Origin of the sequence: Rothia sp. P5764, from assembly GCF_048512965.1 — a bacterium.
Classification (GTDB): Bacteria; Actinomycetota; Actinomycetes; order Actinomycetales; family Micrococcaceae; genus Rothia.
In genome coordinates, this window is sequence record NZ_JBLXXQ010000002.1 from 211,611 (window position 1) to 228,807 (window position 17,197).

At 52.1% G+C, this 17,197-nt stretch carries 17 protein-coding genes; 13 read left to right on the plus strand and 4 right to left on the minus strand.

The window, feature by feature from the left end; all coding sequences use genetic code 11:
* The first annotated feature begins 18 nt into the window (after window positions 1–18).
* The 10 genes from pafA (at window position 19) to ACN08Y_RS04665 (ending at window position 11,567) form a co-directional block, all read left to right on the plus strand.
* A complete protein-coding gene (pafA, locus tag ACN08Y_RS04620) occupies window positions 19–1,452 on the plus strand; it encodes a Pup--protein ligase (RefSeq protein WP_419111976.1) in 1,434 nt (477 codons plus the stop codon).
* A gap of 101 nt (window positions 1,453–1,553) precedes the next feature.
* Entirely contained in the window at window positions 1,554–2,597 is a 1,044-nt protein-coding gene (locus ACN08Y_RS04625; protein WP_419104493.1) for an FKBP-type peptidyl-prolyl cis-trans isomerase, read from the plus strand.
* A 23-nt stretch (window positions 2,598–2,620) separates the two neighbouring features.
* The gene (locus ACN08Y_RS04630) at window positions 2,621–3,022 is read left to right on the plus strand and encodes an FKBP-type peptidyl-prolyl cis-trans isomerase (protein ID WP_419099713.1); all 402 of its coding nucleotides are present in this window, start codon (window positions 2,621–2,623) and stop codon (window positions 3,020–3,022) included.
* A gap of 86 nt (window positions 3,023–3,108) precedes the next feature.
* A complete protein-coding gene (locus tag ACN08Y_RS04635) occupies window positions 3,109–5,052 on the plus strand; it encodes a helix-turn-helix transcriptional regulator (protein WP_419111977.1) in 1,944 nt (647 codons plus the stop codon).
* Between the two features lie 189 nt (window positions 5,053–5,241).
* Entirely contained in the window at window positions 5,242–5,493 is a 252-nt protein-coding gene (locus tag ACN08Y_RS04640) for a hypothetical protein (protein ID WP_419099711.1), read from the plus strand.
* A gap of 5 nt (window positions 5,494–5,498) precedes the next feature.
* A complete protein-coding gene (gene tatA, locus ACN08Y_RS04645) occupies window positions 5,499–5,759 on the plus strand; it encodes a Sec-independent protein translocase subunit TatA (protein WP_419099710.1) in 261 nt (86 codons plus the stop codon).
* Window positions 5,760–5,869: 110 nt separating this feature from the next.
* On the plus strand, window positions 5,870–6,724 hold the full coding sequence (tatC, locus tag ACN08Y_RS04650) for a twin-arginine translocase subunit TatC (protein WP_419111978.1): 855 nt from the start codon (window positions 5,870–5,872) through the stop codon (window positions 6,722–6,724).
* Window positions 6,725–6,835: 111 nt separating this feature from the next.
* Entirely contained in the window at window positions 6,836–9,649 is a 2,814-nt protein-coding gene (locus tag ACN08Y_RS04655) for a DEAD/DEAH box helicase (protein ID WP_419111979.1), read from the plus strand.
* Window positions 9,650–9,676: 27 nt separating this feature from the next.
* A complete protein-coding gene (locus ACN08Y_RS04660; RefSeq protein WP_419111980.1) occupies window positions 9,677–10,750 on the plus strand; it encodes a hypothetical protein in 1,074 nt (357 codons plus the stop codon).
* Between the two features lie 82 nt (window positions 10,751–10,832).
* Window positions 10,833–11,567, plus strand: coding sequence for a polyprenol monophosphomannose synthase (locus ACN08Y_RS04665; protein WP_419104498.1), 735 nt, complete (start codon window positions 10,833–10,835; stop codon window positions 11,565–11,567).
* A gap of 86 nt (window positions 11,568–11,653) precedes the next feature.
* Here the strand turns inward: ACN08Y_RS04665 and ACN08Y_RS04670 are convergent, their stop codons facing one another.
* The 3 genes from ACN08Y_RS04670 to ACN08Y_RS04680 all read right to left on the minus strand — a co-directional run bounded on the left by ACN08Y_RS04670 (window position 11,654) and on the right by ACN08Y_RS04680 (window position 13,723).
* Window positions 11,654–11,992: an RNA polymerase-binding protein RbpA gene (locus ACN08Y_RS04670; RefSeq protein ID WP_419099705.1), complete on the minus strand. Its 339-nt coding sequence runs from the start codon at window positions 11,990–11,992 to the stop codon at window positions 11,654–11,656.
* 102 nt (window positions 11,993–12,094) lie between these two features.
* Window positions 12,095–13,225, minus strand: coding sequence for an SPFH domain-containing protein (locus ACN08Y_RS04675; protein ID WP_419099704.1), 1,131 nt, complete (start codon window positions 13,223–13,225; stop codon window positions 12,095–12,097).
* A gap of 54 nt (window positions 13,226–13,279) precedes the next feature.
* Window positions 13,280–13,723, minus strand: a complete 444-nt coding sequence (locus ACN08Y_RS04680) for an NfeD family protein (protein WP_419104499.1) — start codon at window positions 13,721–13,723, stop codon at window positions 13,280–13,282.
* Window positions 13,724–13,965: 242 nt separating this feature from the next.
* Here ACN08Y_RS04680 and ACN08Y_RS04685 point away from each other — a divergent pair, with 242 nt between their 5' ends.
* Window positions 13,966–14,349, plus strand: a complete 384-nt coding sequence (locus ACN08Y_RS04685) for a DUF3054 domain-containing protein (protein WP_419104500.1) — start codon at window positions 13,966–13,968, stop codon at window positions 14,347–14,349.
* 54 nt (window positions 14,350–14,403) lie between these two features.
* On the opposite strand, the gene trpD is transcribed toward ACN08Y_RS04685, so the two are convergent.
* Window positions 14,404–15,444, minus strand: coding sequence for an anthranilate phosphoribosyltransferase (gene trpD, locus ACN08Y_RS04690; protein WP_419111981.1), 1,041 nt, complete (start codon window positions 15,442–15,444; stop codon window positions 14,404–14,406).
* A gap of 241 nt (window positions 15,445–15,685) precedes the next feature.
* Between trpD and ACN08Y_RS04695 the strand changes: the two genes are divergently transcribed.
* Together ACN08Y_RS04695 and ACN08Y_RS04700 are read left to right on the plus strand one after the other, a co-directional pair.
* Window positions 15,686–16,324: a cytochrome c oxidase subunit 3 gene (locus ACN08Y_RS04695; RefSeq protein WP_419099700.1), complete on the plus strand. Its 639-nt coding sequence runs from the start codon at window positions 15,686–15,688 to the stop codon at window positions 16,322–16,324.
* A 53-nt stretch (window positions 16,325–16,377) separates the two neighbouring features.
* Window positions 16,378–17,172, plus strand: coding sequence for a c-type cytochrome (locus tag ACN08Y_RS04700; protein WP_419099699.1), 795 nt, complete (start codon window positions 16,378–16,380; stop codon window positions 17,170–17,172).
* The last annotated feature ends 25 nt before the right edge of the window (window positions 17,173–17,197 follow it).

Consider the following 17,197-nt stretch of genomic DNA (forward strand, 5'->3'; position numbering starts at 1 on the left):
CCAGCGGCAAGGACACAGATGGAACGCAGAATATTCGGAATCGAAACAGAATTCGGTATCCGCTACATACCCCGTGGGCTCGGCCCCCTCTCACCCGAAGAAGCAGCCCGAAAGCTCTTCAAACCCGTGGTCGACACCTGGCGCTCATCGAATGTCTTTCTTCCCAACGGGGGACGACTCTACCTCGACGTAGGCTCCCATCCCGAATACGCCACCGCAGAAACCGCCTCAATCCGCGACGCCCTTACCCAAGACAAAGCGGGGGAGTACCTGCTCAACGACCTGGTCAACCAAGCACAAGACCATCTCGAAGCAGAGGGCTACAAGGGCCAAATCTTTCTCTTCAAGAACAACGTAGATTCGGCCGGCAACTCCTTTGGCTCCCACGAAAACTACATGCTCGAACGCAAAGTAGAATTCTCCCGGCTCATGCGATCGCTCATACCCTTCCTCATCACACGCCAAATCATCGTAGGCGCTGGCAAAACCCACCCCCAAGGCCCACCCCAATGGGGCGGACGCACCCTCGGAACCCCAGGGCACCCCAGCTACTCCTTCTCCCAACGGGCCGACTACATCTGGGAAGGCTCATCAACCGCCACCACCCGAGCCCGCCCTATCATCAACACCCGCGATGAACCCCACGCCGATGCCTCCCTCTACCGCCGCATGCACGTCATCAACGGCGACTCCAACATGTCACAGGCAACAACCCTGCTCAAACTCGGAGCCACCGAGCTTGTCCTGCGCATGCTCGAAGACTACTACCCCCTGAATACCTACGACATCAAAGACACCGCAACCGCCCTGCGCGTCATCTCCCACGACCTCACCGGCACCGCCATCTTCGATCTGTCCAACGGCACCCAGGCCAACGCACTGACCCTACAACGCCACTACCACCAAGCGGCCACCCAATACATTGAGCACAAAGGCCCCCACCACCCCGATGTCCCCTATGTACTCGACCTCTGGGGGCGGGCCCTTGACGCGGTTGAAACAGGCGACACATCCCTCATCGACACTGAAATCGACTGGGCCATCAAGAAAAAACTCCTGGACACCTATATTGCGCGGGGCGCTCACGGGTATGACGACCCCAAGATTCAACAGCTTGATCTTGCCTATCATGATATTGACCCGGAGCGCGGCATCTTTGGGTTGCTCAGCCGTAAGGGCCTTATCAAGAACTTGGTCGAGCAAACCGACATAGCCCATGCGGCAGTCAACCCACCAGCAACACGCGCTGCACTTCGTGGCCGCTTTATTAGCGCCGCCAGAGCCGCGGGGGAGCCCTTTACCGTTGACTGGGTTCACCTGAAGCTCAACAACAGACCCCAGCACACCATCATGTGCAAAGACCCGTTTGAAACTCAAAATAGCCAGCTAGATGAACTGCTCAGTTCTCTAGGGCACAAGGAAAAACAGACCTGGCAGACCCCGTTTATTTAGTGGATATTAGCAATTTTTCAGAACTCAACCAGGTCTATCAGATAGTATGAACCCGGTTAAGAATCCCGTCATATTTGGCAGACCCTAGAAAGTGAACCCCCGTGAAGAAAAAGTCAACCCTCATCCTTTCAAGTGCAGCCGCGCTCGCTTTGGCGCTGTCGGCCTGCGGCACTGGCTCAAGCAACAGCTCGAAGCTCTCAGATGTCAACTACTCCATGAACGGTGCAACAGCTCAGCCATCAGTCTCTTTTGCTACCCCCTTTGCGGCTTCTGATGCTGAAGCCTACAAGATTTCTGATGGTGAGGGTGAAACCATTAAGGACGGCGACACCCTGCTCGTTGATGCCACTGTCTTTAACGGTGCAGATACGAGTGCCCTTGATAGCACTTACGCTAGCAATCCCATGATTATCCCTGTCGGCGAAAGCCTGAAAACAGCGGCTCCCGAGCTCTACGAGATTCTGGTTGACTCCAAAGTGGGTGTATCTTTCTCATACACCACTAACATCGACGCTACATCCACCGCAACAGCTTCGGCTACACCGACTGTCTCACCCGGTACAGCAACCAACGTTGAGGTCTACACGGTTTCAGGCAAGCTACTGAAGAGCGCTGAAGGTCAGGCTAAGGAGAAGAAGTCAACCGCGCTTGAATCTTTCTCGCTCACCGATGACGGTACTGCTACCCTCAAGCTTGCTGAGGATCGCGGGGATGCACCCACCGAGCTCTATACCGAGGACTTAATCACCGGTAACGGCCCGGCTATTACCGAAACCGATACTGTTTACGTCAACTATGTCGGTGCGACCTGGTCTGACGGCGCTGAGTTTGATGGAAACTACGGCAAGACTCCCGCTGGTCTCTCTCTTTCACAGGTTATTGAGGGCTGGAAGAAGGGCCTAGCTGGCAAGACCGTTGGCTCCCGTGTGCTTCTCATTATTCCGAGCGAGCTGGCATACGGTGAAGATGCCGCTAGCTCGGGTGCCCCTGAAGGTGCCCTGGTCTTTGTCGTTGATATTGTTGGTAGCGCTCCTTCTCGTGCAGAAGCTTCTCCCTCCGCTACCGCTGAATCTGCTCCCGCGTCCGCTGAAGCAACAAGCACTGAATCCGAATCTGCTGAAGCTTCAGCCTCAGCGAGCGAATAATACTTTAGAAGGGTAATAATCTTATGTCTTTTGGTCAGCGCAAACTTGATCGCACTAAGCCAGAAATTGATTTTCCGGAAGGTGGCGTGCCCGAAGAGCTCGTTATCATCGATGAAATTGAGGGTGCCGGCGATATCGTCGAACCCGGTGACACAGTTTCTGCGCATTATGTTGGTGTTGCCTTTTCCACCGGTGAAGAATTTGATGCCTCGTGGGGTCGAGGGGAACCGCTCCGCTTTCAGGTAGGTGTTGGTATGGTTATTCGCGGTTGGGACCAGGGCCTGCTTGGCATGAAGGTTGGTGGACGCCGTCGTCTGGAGATTCCTAGCGATATGGCCTATGGCGAGCGCGGTGCCGGTGCTGCAATTGGCCCCAATGAGTCACTGATTTTTGTTGTTGATCTGGTCGATGTCACCAAGCGGTAAGGCCTAACAGGTTCAGCAAAAATCTGTGTTTAGCCCCCGGACAGCTCAGTCCGGGGGCTATCTTTGTATATGTGACTTCAAAAGCTGTGGAACGTTCATTAGCGCTCTTAGAAGTGCTTTCTGCTATGCCCCGGGGTATTGAACGTGAAGAAATTAGGTGGCGTGTACCGGGCTATCGTAGTTTAGGAACGCTCGCGGCTTTTGAAAGAACTTTTGAGAGAGATAAACAGGTTTTGCGTGCTTTGGGTATCAGCTTGGTCGCTGAGCGTGATCCATCGGTTGAGTCGGGTTTTATCTACCGTGTTGAGCGGAGGGTTCCTGCTGCGCCGGTTAGTTTCTCTTTGATTGATTGTGCTGTTTTGAATCGCTGTGCTCGTGCCTGGGAGGGAACCGACCTTGAACGTCAGGTGCGTTCAGCTTTGCTTAAACTTGGGACTTTAACTGGCTATGGTATCCAGGAGGATTCTGGGGAAGTGGCACGCTTTACGGCGGGGCCTGGTTTATCAGAGTGCCTTACGTCCTTGGCAGAAGGCAAGGGCGTTAGTTTTTCCTACGGGGCGTCGTCCGAGAGCCGAAAATTATTCTGCTGGGGCTTGGGTTTGCGTTTCGGGCACTGGTATGTGACAGGTTGGGATGCTGATCGTAGGGAGCGGCGCCTCTTTAGGCTTGATCGTATGAGCGATGTCAAGGTTCTTGCTCTTGAAGGGCCGCTGCCACCGGCAGGATTTAGCATGATAGAGGTGCTGGAGCAGCTAAGTTCGGCAGAAACTCCACATGTCCTGACGGTGCCCCTCAGCGATGATGGCGCAGATTCAGAGGTTCAGCAGGTTCTTGTCTCACCGTCGTTTGGGGTCCTTGAATCTGCACGTAGCGCTCTTGCACAAGGCAGGACCCACATGGTGGGTGAGATAGCTAGCTACTCTGTTGGGGCAACAATAGATACCGGGTACCAGGCTGAGGTAGCTCGAGCAGAAGAGCAGTTGCGTTCAGAGCTGTTGGCTTGGCACCGGCAGACTCCGCAGCTTACTTCGCCGTCCAACCCAAAAGAGTGGAAGCCCATTGCGCCACAGCGTTCTCGTGAAAGCGCTTCAGAGCAGTTGGTCAGATTGCTTCTGATGGTGAACCTGGTGTCTGAGAAAGAGGGTATGTACCTTGCAGAGATCGCAGATTTCTTTGATATGCCGGAGCGAAAGATCCGTACAGAGCTTGAGAATCTCTCCTACAGTTTGAACTATGATTCTCTGGAGGTGGAGATCAGGAGCGACGGGTTTGTTACAGCTTCTGGGCGGCCGTTGATTACCTCAGGTGTAAGGCTCACGGAAGCTGAATCTCTGGTTCTAGTCCTGGCGCTTGAGCTGATTGCGAGTTCAGAAGCCAGCAAAGTGTATTCGCTCCTGAAGTTTAAGCTCTGGTCAGCGCTGGGCAATGATGATCAGAGGGGGAGTAAGTCCCTTCAGAATCGTGTTGCTGTTTATCAGGCGGATATCGATGCTGAGCTGGCGTATGCTCTGGAGCACCGTGTTCCTTTAAATATCACTTATCGCTCGCGTAAGGGCACAAGTAGCAGAACGATTGAGCCGGTGAGCCTGGTTATCGATAACGGGCCAAAATATGTTAAGGCCTGGTGCCGAACTGCCAGGGAATATAGAAATTTCTCTCTTGGCTCGATTCTTGAAAGTCGTTTAGCTTTGGGGCAAGTCTACGAACACCAGCCTGAAAGTGATAGCAGCTCTCCACGCGAGTGGCTCAGAGAGCTCGTGGGTAGTAAGGCTGGGCAAGAGATTGAACTTGTTCTTCCCTCAGATATCTCAGGTGGCCACCGGGAGAAATCTGTTGCCTTGCTCAATAGATATTCGCGGGAAGTCGCTGAAACATCCCAAGGGCTTTTTTATCGCCTATCAGTGGTTTATATGTCGTGGTTCTTTGATTTTCTGGTTGAGCTTGGGCCAACGGTATTTGTGCTCTCACCAGGGAAAATACAAGAGGAACTGGTAAGTCATATAGAAACCACGGGTATGGGTAAAAGCTGAGTATCTGCCATAGATGAGTGTACAAAGAATCACTGCAAGCCTAGAGCTAAATGTCCTGCTCTCTCTTGGTGATTGGCATATATAATGAGGGGTATGCCTTGGTGGTTTTGGATAGTCCTATGGAGTGCACTGGTTGTGTGCTCCCTTGGTGTACTAGCCTGGCTTTTGTACCGTGTCTTCAAGAAGGCAATGCAGGCTATTGATGCGGCCCAGGAATGGGAGAACGATATCAATAGCCAGCTAGGGCAGGCAAGGGTTGTCGGTTCGGTGGATAAAACTACTTCGCCGGCTTTCTTCACACCTGTCAGAGCGGCATATTCGGATTATGTCCAGGGCAAAAATACTCGAACGCTCGACCGCGCCCAGCGTCGCACTCAACGCCGCAGCGAACTCGGTCAGCCCCAACTCATGGGAGACCTTAAACGTCTCCAAGAAAGGTGACGAACGTGTTTGGTAATCTCGCTTCTCATCCTGGCCACCTCCTTATTCTCGCTATCATCATTATTCTGCTTTTCGGTGCTCCCAAGCTCCCCGGCATGGCTCGTAGCCTGGGTCAGTCGATGCGCATCTTCAAGTCAGAGGTCGATGGTCTCAAGAAGGATTCTAAGAAAGATAACACCACAGTTGCCGGATCTACTACTGATGACGTAGTTTCGGGCGAAGTTATCAATAACCCCACCAACACTGATCAGAACAAGGGCCTCTAAGTTAGAGACTCCTTGCTTCTTTTGAGCGTTTTTGAGTAAATATCACAGCCCGTACCCAGGATTAGTGGGTGCGGGTTTGTGGGGTTCCACTGAAATAGCAGAAGGCTATGATGGCGAAAAAACATAACCGGAAGAACAACCCTCAGGCAACCATGGCCCTGAGTGAGCACTTCCGTGAGTTCCGTTCCCGGCTCATTAAAGCGGGCATCGCGACCATTATCTGTGCTGTGGCAGGTTTTTTCCTCTATCAGCCTTTCATGGAAGCTATTAGTGCTCCTGTCTATGCAATCAATGTTGAAAGCGGTCGGACAGCTGCGCTCAACTACGCGACTGCTACCTCACCTTTTGATCAGCTAGTGAGGGTATCGCTGTACATTGGTCTGGTTATTGCCAGCCCCGTCTGGATTTATCAGCTGTGGGCTTTCATCACACCGGCCCTCTATCGCAAGGAAAAACTCTACACCCTGAGTTTTGTCTTTACAGCCATTCCAATGTTTTTGTTGGGAACAGCTTTAGCCTGGTGGGTCCTGCCCACTGCTGTACGAACACTGTCTCAGTTTAGCCCCGATGGAGCAAGTAACCTATTTACAGCCGATATCTATGTCGGTTTTGTGGTTAAGTTCCTGCTTGTTTTCGGTTTATCATTTGTCCTTCCAGTTGTCTTGGTTGGTCTAAACTTTATTGGCTTGATTCGGGGCAAAACTATTCTCAAGTCTTGGCGTTGGGTTGTTGTGGTTGTTGGCTTGCTGGCAGCTATTGCGGCTCCCGGTAACGACATCATGTCTATGCTCTACCTAATGCTTCCCCTACTCTTTTTCTTCTTTGTGGCCATTGGCATTTCCATGCTCAATGACAAGCGCAGGGATCGGAGGAACGCCAAGCTTGCAGAGGGCCTGGCACACGATCAACTTAGCCGAGCAACTAGCGCTGAAGAACTTGAGCGGCTTGGTCGAGAAAATCTCTAGTTTTATGTAAACCCCGGTAGTTTGTTTACCGGGGTTTTTGCTTATCCGCCTTAGGCCGAAACTAGCCATAGCAACCCTGAGTGGCCTCCGGTCCCCTCTAAGATGGACTGTATGGCTAGCTATGCTGAACAATATCTTCGCTCACAGGAGCGCGCTGCTCAATCACGTACGGTCCTGCACAGATTCGAACAGACCTTAGAATTCCCCCTCGATAGTTTTCAGCGTGAGGCCTGCACCTCGGTTGAAAATGGTAGGGGAGTGCTGGTTGCAGCCCCAACAGGTGCCGGCAAAACTATTGTTGGCGAATTTGCTATCTATTTAGCCTTGAAACAGGGCAAAAAGGCTTTTTACACAACCCCCATTAAGGCACTGAGTAATCAGAAGTACCATGACCTTGTTGACCTTTATGGTCATGAGGCTGTGGGCCTGCTGACAGGTGACACCTCCATCAATTCTGAGGCGGACATCCTTGTGATGACCACCGAGGTTCTCCGTAACATGCTCTATGCTGGGTCGGCGACCCTTCAGAATCTCGGGTATGTCGTTATGGACGAGGTTCACTACCTAGCTGACCGCTCGCGGGGCGCTGTCTGGGAAGAAGTTATTATCCACCTACCGGAACACATCTCTGTCATCGCTCTCTCGGCAACTATCTCTAACGCAGAAGAGTTTGGAGCCTGGCTCGACATGGTGCGCGGGAGCACCGATATCGTTGTGTCCGAACACCGCCCAGTGCCGCTGTGGCAGCATGTGATGGTGGGCAAACAGCTCCTGGACTTGTTCATCGGAGAGACTACAGTTGAGGATGCCGCCAACTCTGCTGAAATTCCGGCTGTTAATCCTGAGCTGGTGAAGCTGAGCCCTAGGCCGCGTTCTAGGAACGGGCGGCAAGAAAAGTCTTTTTCCCGCTTGGGCAGGGGACGGCAGGGTAAATATGAAGAAGGGTGGGAAAAAACACGACACAGCGCTGAGGATATAAGGCCTCAGAGAGTTTCTCGCCCGCAGATGATTCGGGCTTTGGACCGTGACGGTCTGCTACCCGGTATCTGTTTTATTTTTTCAAGGGCCGGTTGCGATGCAGCCGTATCTCAGTGCATTGACGCCGATGTTAGGCTGACGACCGATTCTGAAGCTCAAACAATTCGCGCATACATCGCAGAGGCAACGTCATCTCTTGATACATCGGACCTTGCTGTTCTTGGCTTCTACGAGTGGCGAGAGGGACTTACCCGAGGGGTGGCTGCACACCATGCTGGCCTGCTACCTGTCTTCAAGGAAGTCGTGGAAACGCTCTTTTCTCAGGGGCTCATCCGCATGGTGTTCGCAACCGAGACTTTGGCTTTGGGGATCAATATGCCTGCCCGCTCTGTGGTCTTAGAAAAGCTCACCAAATTTAATGGTGAAACCCATGTCGATATTACGCCGGGGGAGTACACCCAGCTGACAGGAAGGGCAGGCCGTCGAGGGATCGATATTGAGGGTCACGCTGTTGTCCTGTGGCGTCCTGGTCTGGAACCTCAACAGGTAGCTGGCCTGGCCTCAAAGCGCACCTATCCTCTCAATTCGTCCTTCAAACCGACCTACAATATGAGTGCTAACCTGCTTGCCCAGTTTGGTGCGGAACGTACAAAGAAGATTCTTGAAAGTTCGTTTGCCCAATACCAGGCAGATAAGTCAGTTGTAGGTATTGCCCAGCGGGTGCGCAAGAACGAGAAAGCTCTTGCAGGTTTTGAGGAAGCCATGACATGCCACCTGGGTGATTTTACCGAATACGCATCGTTGAGGCGGGAGCTTTCTGAGCGTGAAAAGAAAGCTGCCAAGGGCCGCTCACGCCTGCAGCAGTCACAGGCCATCGCCTCGATTCTTGATTTGCTTCCTGGCGATATCATCGAGATTCCCGAGGGCCGGAACGCAGGACCAGCTGTGGTACTCTCGCGGGCAGAATCTTTGGAGAACCCCAGGCCTTCAATCCTGACCCTCAAAGCTCAGCTAAGGCGCCTTGATCCGCGTGATCTCGATGGCCCTATCCTACCTATCTCCAAGATCAAGGTATCCAAGAAGTTTACGGGCAAGACCCCCAAGGAACGCCGTGATATGGCCTCAAGAGTTCGCGAGGCTCTCTACCATGAATTACCCGCGCGTAAAGGCTCACAGAAAAAATACTTTAGTGAACGCGATAACGGAGAGTCACAGGCAATCGATAGCTTGCGTAGCTCATTGCGTAATCACCCCTGCCACGGTTGTTCAGAGCGAGAAAACCACGCCCGGTGGGCCGAACGATGGTACAAGCTATCGCGGGAGACAGATGGGCTCCGCCGCCAAATTCAAAGACGTACCAATACAATTGCCCAGGTCTTTGAGCGCATCACGCTGCTTCTTGCCGACTTTGGTTATGTCGATTTCAATACTGGTGAGCATACACTGACCTCTCGTGGCGCATCACTGCGTCGCATCTACGGTGAGAAAGACCTTCTGACCTCTCTGTGCCTGGAAGACGGTTTCTTGCAGGGGCTAGACCCAGCAGCAACTGCCGCTGTTGTGTCATCCTTAGTCTACGAAGCTAAACGAGAAGAATTCGGGCTACTGTCTCGCTATCCATCCTCGGGAGTTGAAGAGGCCCTCATGAAGGTCCTGAAACATTGGAGCACTCTCAACGATGCAGAAAAACTTCATCAACTACCACAGACCTCATCACCCGATTTCGGTATGGTCTGGCCAATTTATCAGTGGGCACGCGGCCGCAACCTGGATCGAACCCTGTCACAGTCGGACCTCGCGGCGGGTGACTTTGTCAGGTGGACTAAACAGGTTATTGATAGTCTTGACCAGATTGCCCACGTATCGAGTACAGATCCACAGCTTCGCACCCAATGCGAGGCTGCAATTATCCTTTTGCGGCGAGGCGTCGTTGCAACCCAGTTCTAGGACATCGAACAGAAAGGAACGCTCACAATGAGCACACAGGTATTTCTGAACGGTTCGGTCTACAGCCCGGCAGATCCTTTTGCTACTGCCATGGTTGTGGCCCAAGGGAATGTGGAATGGGTTGGTCAAGATGCTGGTGCTCGCTCTATTTTGGACCCCTCCATGCGGTGCACTGATTTGAGCGGTAACCTGGTGGCTCCGGCTTTTGCCCTTGCGGCCTTGAGCGCAGAACCTGATCAGGTTGCTGACTTGCTCGATACCTTGACTCAAGCCGGGTACATTTCAGCAAATGTGATGCTAACTGATTCAACAGGCAGGTTTGAAGAGAGCCCAGCAACAAGGGTGAGGTATTACCTACCAGCTAGTAAGCTCAACACCGGGCAGCACCCAGACCCTGCGGTCAAGGGTATCTACTGCCTGGATTCAGCTGAAGTTACGGCTCAGGCCCTCGAATTTGCTACGTCTCACCGACTCAACCTGGTTGCTGTACCCGCAGATGACTCGGTTGCCGAAGAATTTCTGGATAAGCTCGCTGGCATGGATTCGCTGGCCCGTATGAGGATTAGCCCCTGCTTGGGTGGGCTCCAGTCATTAGATATGTCCCTGATTGAGCGTGCAAAAGACCTCAATGTAAGCCTTGGGTTCTCATCAGACTTTGACCAATCCCATAAGTCCTATAGCCATGCTCTGTCGGCTGGAGCATCGGCTGTGCTGGGCTCTGACCCGCTAAGATCACCTTTTGCCTTGGGCTGGGAATTAATGAACCGTGCTGTTAACCCTGAGCAAGATGACATGGCTGTGTCTGCGCGTGCGGCTTTTCAGTCTATGACTCGCGCGGTCTATCGGGCGCAGGGAGAGAATAATCCTTGGTGTGGGCAGTTAGTGCCGGGGGCACCCGCACACTGTGCGCTGTGGAAAGTTACTGAACTGATGGTGCAGACCCCGGACTCAAGAATTTCTGCCTGGAGCACAGATCCTCGCGCGCGAACACCCCTGCTACCTGTATTAGCTGATGATGTCTCTCGCCCTGAACTCGTAGCACTGTATAACTCCGGACAAAAATTGGATAAGGGTAACAAATCGATGAGAGGTATTTTGTAACCCGGTGGAACTCAATAAAGGATACAATGAGAGACTGGTTCAAGTAACCGACCTGTTCCGCAGGCCAGCATAAGGAGACCGCATGCGAGTTTTGACTATTATCCCAACCTACAATGAGAAGGAAAACCTTCCCATGGTGGTGGAGCGCCTTCGCGCTGCTGTACCTGCCTGCGATGTCCTCGTCGTCGATGATAGTAGCCCCGATGGCACCGGTGACCTAGCTGACTCCATGGCCGAGAAAGATCACCAGATCAAGGTCCTGCACCGCACGGTAAAGGACGGGCTGGGTGGGGCATACCTAGCCGGTTTTGCCTGGGGCCTTGAAGCAGGGTATGACGTCCTAATCGAAATGGACGCTGATTGCTCCCACCAGCCTGAACAGCTTCCTCTCCTTCTGCGAGCCATTGAGCAGGGCGCAGATTTAGCTATTGGGTCCCGCTACGTTCCCGGCGGAAAGACCAAGAACTGGCCGGCGCACCGGCAGATTCTCTCACGGGGTGCAAACATGTACACCCGTTTGATTCTGGGTACCAAAATCAAAGACATCACAGCAGGTTATCGCGCCTATAAGAGCGGGGCTCTGAAAGGTCTTAACCTTGAGGGGATTGACTCTAAAGGCTATGTTTTCCAGGTTGACCTGGCCTGGCGCTCCGAGCAAGCCGGGCTTAAAATTGTTGAGGTTCCTATCACCTTCGTGGAACGAGAAATCGGTAGCTCTAAGATGGACGGTAACATCATCCTTGACTCAATGACTAAGGTAACCCGCTGGGGTCTGACTGCCAGGGCTGAGCGTATCCGCAAACTTATCAAGAAATAAGGAAGAGCTTTTCACGGAATAAAGATGAGAAGGGCCCCACCAAACTTACCCGGTGGGGCCCTTCCTCATCTTGAGAAGAAATCTATTTATAGGGAGTGACGCTCTCTGTAGACGTCAAGACGCCGTTGTAGAGTTTCTTCTAACTCTTCTACGCTACGACGCTCAAGGAGCATATCCCAGTGAGTCCTAATGGGCTTATCAGCACTTTCTTCAACTTTGCCGTCGCCAGAAACTAGGTGCGCTTCTTTGCCTGACTTAGCAGTCCAGGTCGCGGGAATCTCGGCTTCCTGTGAGAAAGTAACGAAAACACGCTCACCGTTTTCAGTGCGGTACTCAACGCGCTGGCGAGGAGCGGGCTCCACACCTGATTCGGTTTCCATGGATTGTGAACCCAGGCGCATACCGCGCAGGCTGCGATCGCTCATTTTTTTCCTCCAAGAACGGTGATCTTAATTGTTTGTTGGTTTCTAACCGCCCCTATAGACCGGCTAGAAACCAACAGACCGAGTATCCATTATAGCTTCCGTTTAGTGTGAAGCGTTAGGTATATCGGTTGCGCCAAGAGATGATTCTGCTCCATCCTGTGAAATCTCATCGATAACATCGTCCAGGCCGCTGTCGAGCTTATCCAGATTGGGGTTAAGATCCTCCGGGGTGACCTTAATAACCGGGGTGTCAATCAATGGTGAAGATGGGGGAGTAGCTCCCTCTTCTTCAGCTGTCGCAGTGTCCTGATCGTTCCCGGCATCAGGGTTGAATGCCTTACCGATTCCACGGAGTGCATCCCCCAGCTCAGTGGGGATAAACCACAGCTTGTTTGCATCGCCCTCGGCTAGCTTGGGCAGGGTCTGGAGGTACTGGTAAGTCAGGAGTTTCTGGCTGGGGTTTGAAGCATGAATTGCACGGAAGACCTTCTGAATAGCCTGGGCTTCACCGTCTGCACGCAGAATAGCTGCCTTGGCATCGCCCTCAGCGGTCAGAATCTGTGACTGCTTGGCGCCTTCGGCTCGTAGAATTGCAGCGCGGGAATCACCTTCAGCAGTCAGAATCTGAGACTGCTTCTGACCTTCAGCGGTCAGAATTGCAGCGCGGCGATCACGCTCAGCGCGCATCTGCTTTTCCATGGAGTCCTGAATGGAGTGAGGGGGTTGAATCTCTTTGATGTCAACACGGGAGACGCGGATGCCCCAGCGTCCGGTGGTGTTATCAAGTACTCCACGGAGCTCAGCGTTGATTTTGTCTCGCGAAGTCAGTGTTTGTTCAAGGTTGAGCCCGCCAACGACGTTACGGAGGGTGGCGCTGGTGAGCTCATCGACAGCGTGGATGTAGTTGGTGATTTCGTAGGTTGCTGCCTTGGGGTCGGTTACCTGGAAGTAGACAACGGTGTCGATACCTACAACCAGATTATCTTCGGTAATGACTGACTGCGAGGGGAAAGAGACAACCTGTTCACGCAGGTCGATCAGGGGTAAGACACGATCGATAAAAGGGACGGTGACATGGAAACCGGGGGTAAGGGTCGTGTGATATTTGCCCAGCCTTTCAACAATCCCAGCGCGTGCCTGCGGAATAATGCGGACAGCTTTAAGAAGAATAATGAGTACGAGGACAACGAGGGCCGTCAGGATGAAGCCCGTTGTGAGTAGTGGTGCAGTCAATTTCTTACCTTCCAGTAAAGGTTTAATTGTTAGCTAGTGTTTAATGAAACTGTCTTAAGACAAATACGCTGTGGCGCCCCGAATTTCTGTAACAGTTGCTTTAGAGCCCTCAGGCAGAATCTTTTCTGCTGAAGCCGGGCGCGCGGTCCAAATATCGCCATAAATCATTGCAAGCCCGCTGTCGGTAGTGACTGTCTGGGTTATTAGGGCCTGGGCGCCAACCAAGCCTGCTGTGTTCATGGGCGTATCTGGTGAGCTCTGGTGGAACTTCCGAATCAGCGGAGGCCGAAGCCCAAGGAGCAAGCCAATACTCACGAGGGCAAATAGGACAACTTGGCCTACAAATGAATCAAGGAAAGGCGAAAGACCTGCAGCAGTAAGTGCAGAAATAGCCATCATGAGAAAAACGAAATCCAGCATGAGGATTTCAATGATAGCCAGAAGGATTGCAACCAAGAGCCAGAAGGCCCATAGATGCTCAGCAAACCACTCGATCATGTATTTTCTCCTGCGTTACCTATAGTCCTTCTATTCTCCTCAAAACCTGGAAGGATACCAACAGTCGTGCGTAACATGACGCCGAAAATTGACTGAAGTTAGGGTTCAAATTGATGTTTTCGTAGAGCCGATAATATACATTATGTAAAGTAAAGCTTGAAAAGCTCCCCTGGGTGACCTAGACTCTGCCCTACACCGACTTCCTCAGCTTTGAGATAGCTTGATAGGTTACAGTGGTAACCATGTTAAGTTCTGTCAATTCAGGTAAATATTTTTCTCAGCTAACTCGGCTCGGAATTGATTTTGTCTTGGTTCTTATTTTCGTTGCGATTGGTTTGACCAGCCATCAGGAAACCCTGAGTAAACTCCCGGTAACCGCCCTGCCTTTTGTGCTGGCCGTGCTTGCTGGTCATGTTGGTGTTTGGGCTGTCAAAACCCGCAGGCAACTGCCCCTTATTTTAGAAGGCTTCATGCTCTGGGTAACCACCTTGGTCTTGGGCCTTGGATTGCGCCTCTCGTTTGGAGACACCGCCGCAACACCCTTTATCATCGTTTCAGCGGTTACACTTCTCCTATTTTTAGTTGGTTGGCGCTGTGTTTTGCTGGCTCTGCGCCGCAAGCAATAGACTCAGGCGCACAGCAGCAAGGCCCCGAGTTACGCTCGGGGCCTTGCTCTTGCTCTACTGGGCCTGGCTATAAGAAATCCAGCGATCGAGAGTATCAGTGGCTTTGCCTGATCCAATAGACTCCCTGGCTTGTTCTAGTGCAGCTTCGAATCGCTGGCTGAAGGGTTGATCGTCTACTTTATGGAAGGCAACGATTCCCGCTGCTGCATTGAGAATAACGGCATCCAGGATTGGCCCGGGGTGTCCGCCCAGTGTCTCACGTACTACCTGAGCGTTATATTTTGCGTCACCACCTCGTAGATCTTCCAGTCTGCCAAGCTTGAAACCAAATTCAGTGGGATCGATTTCTAGGGGCTTCACTCCCCCATCGACGGCTTCAAAACCGTAGGACTTACCCGTAATAGTAATTTCATCGAGGCCGTCTCCGCCCCTAAAAATAAGCGCATGATTGCCGCGATTGGCAAAGACCTGGGCCATCTTCTGGGCCATAGCCTGGTTGGAAACACCAATAGCAGAAGACCGCACTTTTGCGGGATTGGTCATGGGGCCTAGATAGTTGAATGCGCATGGAACCCCGAGTGCCCGCCTAACGGGTGCTAGGTAACGCATTGATGGGTGAAATACCTGTGCGAATAAGAATGTAATACCAGCCGAATCCAAGGCTCCTGCAACATCCTTAATCTTAAGGTCTAGATTTATACCAAGCTCGGAGAGCACATCCGCGCTTCCGCTCATTGAAGATGATGCCCTGTTGCCATGCTTGATAACTGGAATACCGGAACCTGCCACAACTAACGAGGCCATAGTGGATATATTGACGGTATTTTGTTGATCGCCACCGGTTCCTACAATATCAACTGCCTTGTGGGTGATTTCAATGGGGCGAGCCTTATCAAGCATTCCCTCCGCTAAAGCATTAAGCTCTGCAGAAGTCTCGCCTTTAACGTGAAGTCCAATAAGAAATGCAGCCAGTATGCCTTCTGGAGTTTCACCCTCCATCATCTGATCCATGGCCCAAGCAACTTCAAACGGTTCAAGCTCTTGATGGGCTATGAGCTTGGTGAGTATCTGTTTCCAGGTGATATTGGGTGTCATGCTCCTTATTCTACGTATATCAGCTAGCTAAGCCTTCTACCCTCTATGGATTAAGGAACAGGTAAATAGAAGCTGTGAGGCTCTGATGCTGCATGGTTACGCGAGTTTTACAGACAATGTGTCTGATATCTCGTGATGAAAGCCCCAGAAATGCAGGGGTAAGCGCAAGATTTACAACACACCTACCCCTAAACCCCCTCTCCTGTTGGTTCAAGGGCTGTTTTACAGACATAATGTCTATGTGACAACTGCAACCCATACTCCAAGTAAGTCGGCTCATGCCACTCTTAATCGACCCAATCAGGTAGCTGTAGGCACCGTTGTTTGGCTCGCTTCTGAGGTCATGTTTTTTGCCGGCCTGTTCGCAATGTACTTCACTCTGCGTGCGTCTCGACCCGATATTTGGGCCGAGAACTCCGTGCACCTTGAAGTCCCGCTAGCTCTTGCCAACACCATCGTGTTGGTCTTGAGTTCTGTTACCTGCCAGTTTGGTGTATTTAAAGCTGAACAGCTCAAGCCCCGTCGTACCGGATCACTTTTCAACATCCGCGAATGGGGCATGGTTGAATGGTTCCTCTTGACCTTCATCATGGGCGCCTTCTTCGTTTCTGTTCAGGCCTTCGAATACGCAAATCTCGTAGCTGAAGGCATGACCATCGCTTCAAGCGCCTACGGTTCAGCTTTCTACATCACCACCGGTTTCCACGCGCTACACGTTACCGGCGGCCTTATCGCATTTTTGCTCATCATTGGCCGTGCTTATGTAGCAAAGCGTTTTGGTCATTACGAAGCAACTTCAGCAATCGTTGTTTCTTACTACTGGCACTTTGTAGACGTCGTCTGGATCGTTCTGTTCCTTGTTGTCTACTTCCTCAAGTAACCGGTAACCGCTAAAAATAATCCCAAATAGCACACACACTAAGGAACAACGACGTGAAGGCACTTTCTCAAAAGCGACGCCATCCGCTTGCAGCTCTCGTCTTGCTTGCTCTCGCGCTGATTCTTTCTGGAGGCCTGTACTCTGTTGCAACGGCTACCAACGAAGCACAGGCTGCAACAAGCACGACTTACACCAGTGATGATATTGATGCTGGGCAGAAGCTGTTTTTGGCTAACTGCGCTACCTGCCACGGCACAAACGCCGAGGGTTCTGTTGACGGACCCAGCCTGATTGGTGTTGGCGCTGCAGCCGTTGACTTCCAGGTCGGCACAGGTCGTATGCCTATGCAGATGCAGGGCGTGCAGGCTCAAATGAAGCCTGGCCAGTTTAATGAAAAGCAGACCAAGCAGCTTGCTGCTTACGTAGCTTCGCTGGGTGCTGGCCCCACTATCCCCGAAGCTGAATACCTGGACGTATCGCAGGGCGATGCAGCTAACGGTTCAAAGGTGTTCCTTGCTAACTGCGCAATGTGCCACAACGCTGCAGGCGTTGGTGGTGCTCTAACCCGCGGTAAGTTTGCACCTACCCTGATGGGCGTATCCGAGCAGCATATCTACGAGGCCATGGAAACTGGCCCTCAAAACATGCCTGTATTTAACGATGCAAACATCACCCCTGAAGAAAAGCGCGATGTCATTACTTACCTGAAGTCTCAGGAAGTTAACGCATCTGTTGGCGGTTTCAAGCTTGGCTCACTCGGCCCGGTATCCGAGGGTCTGCTCATCTGGACACTTGGCCTGGTCATTGTTATTGCTTTTACCCTCTGGCTAACTTCACGAGCTGCATAAGCTCACGCACACACATTAATTTCGT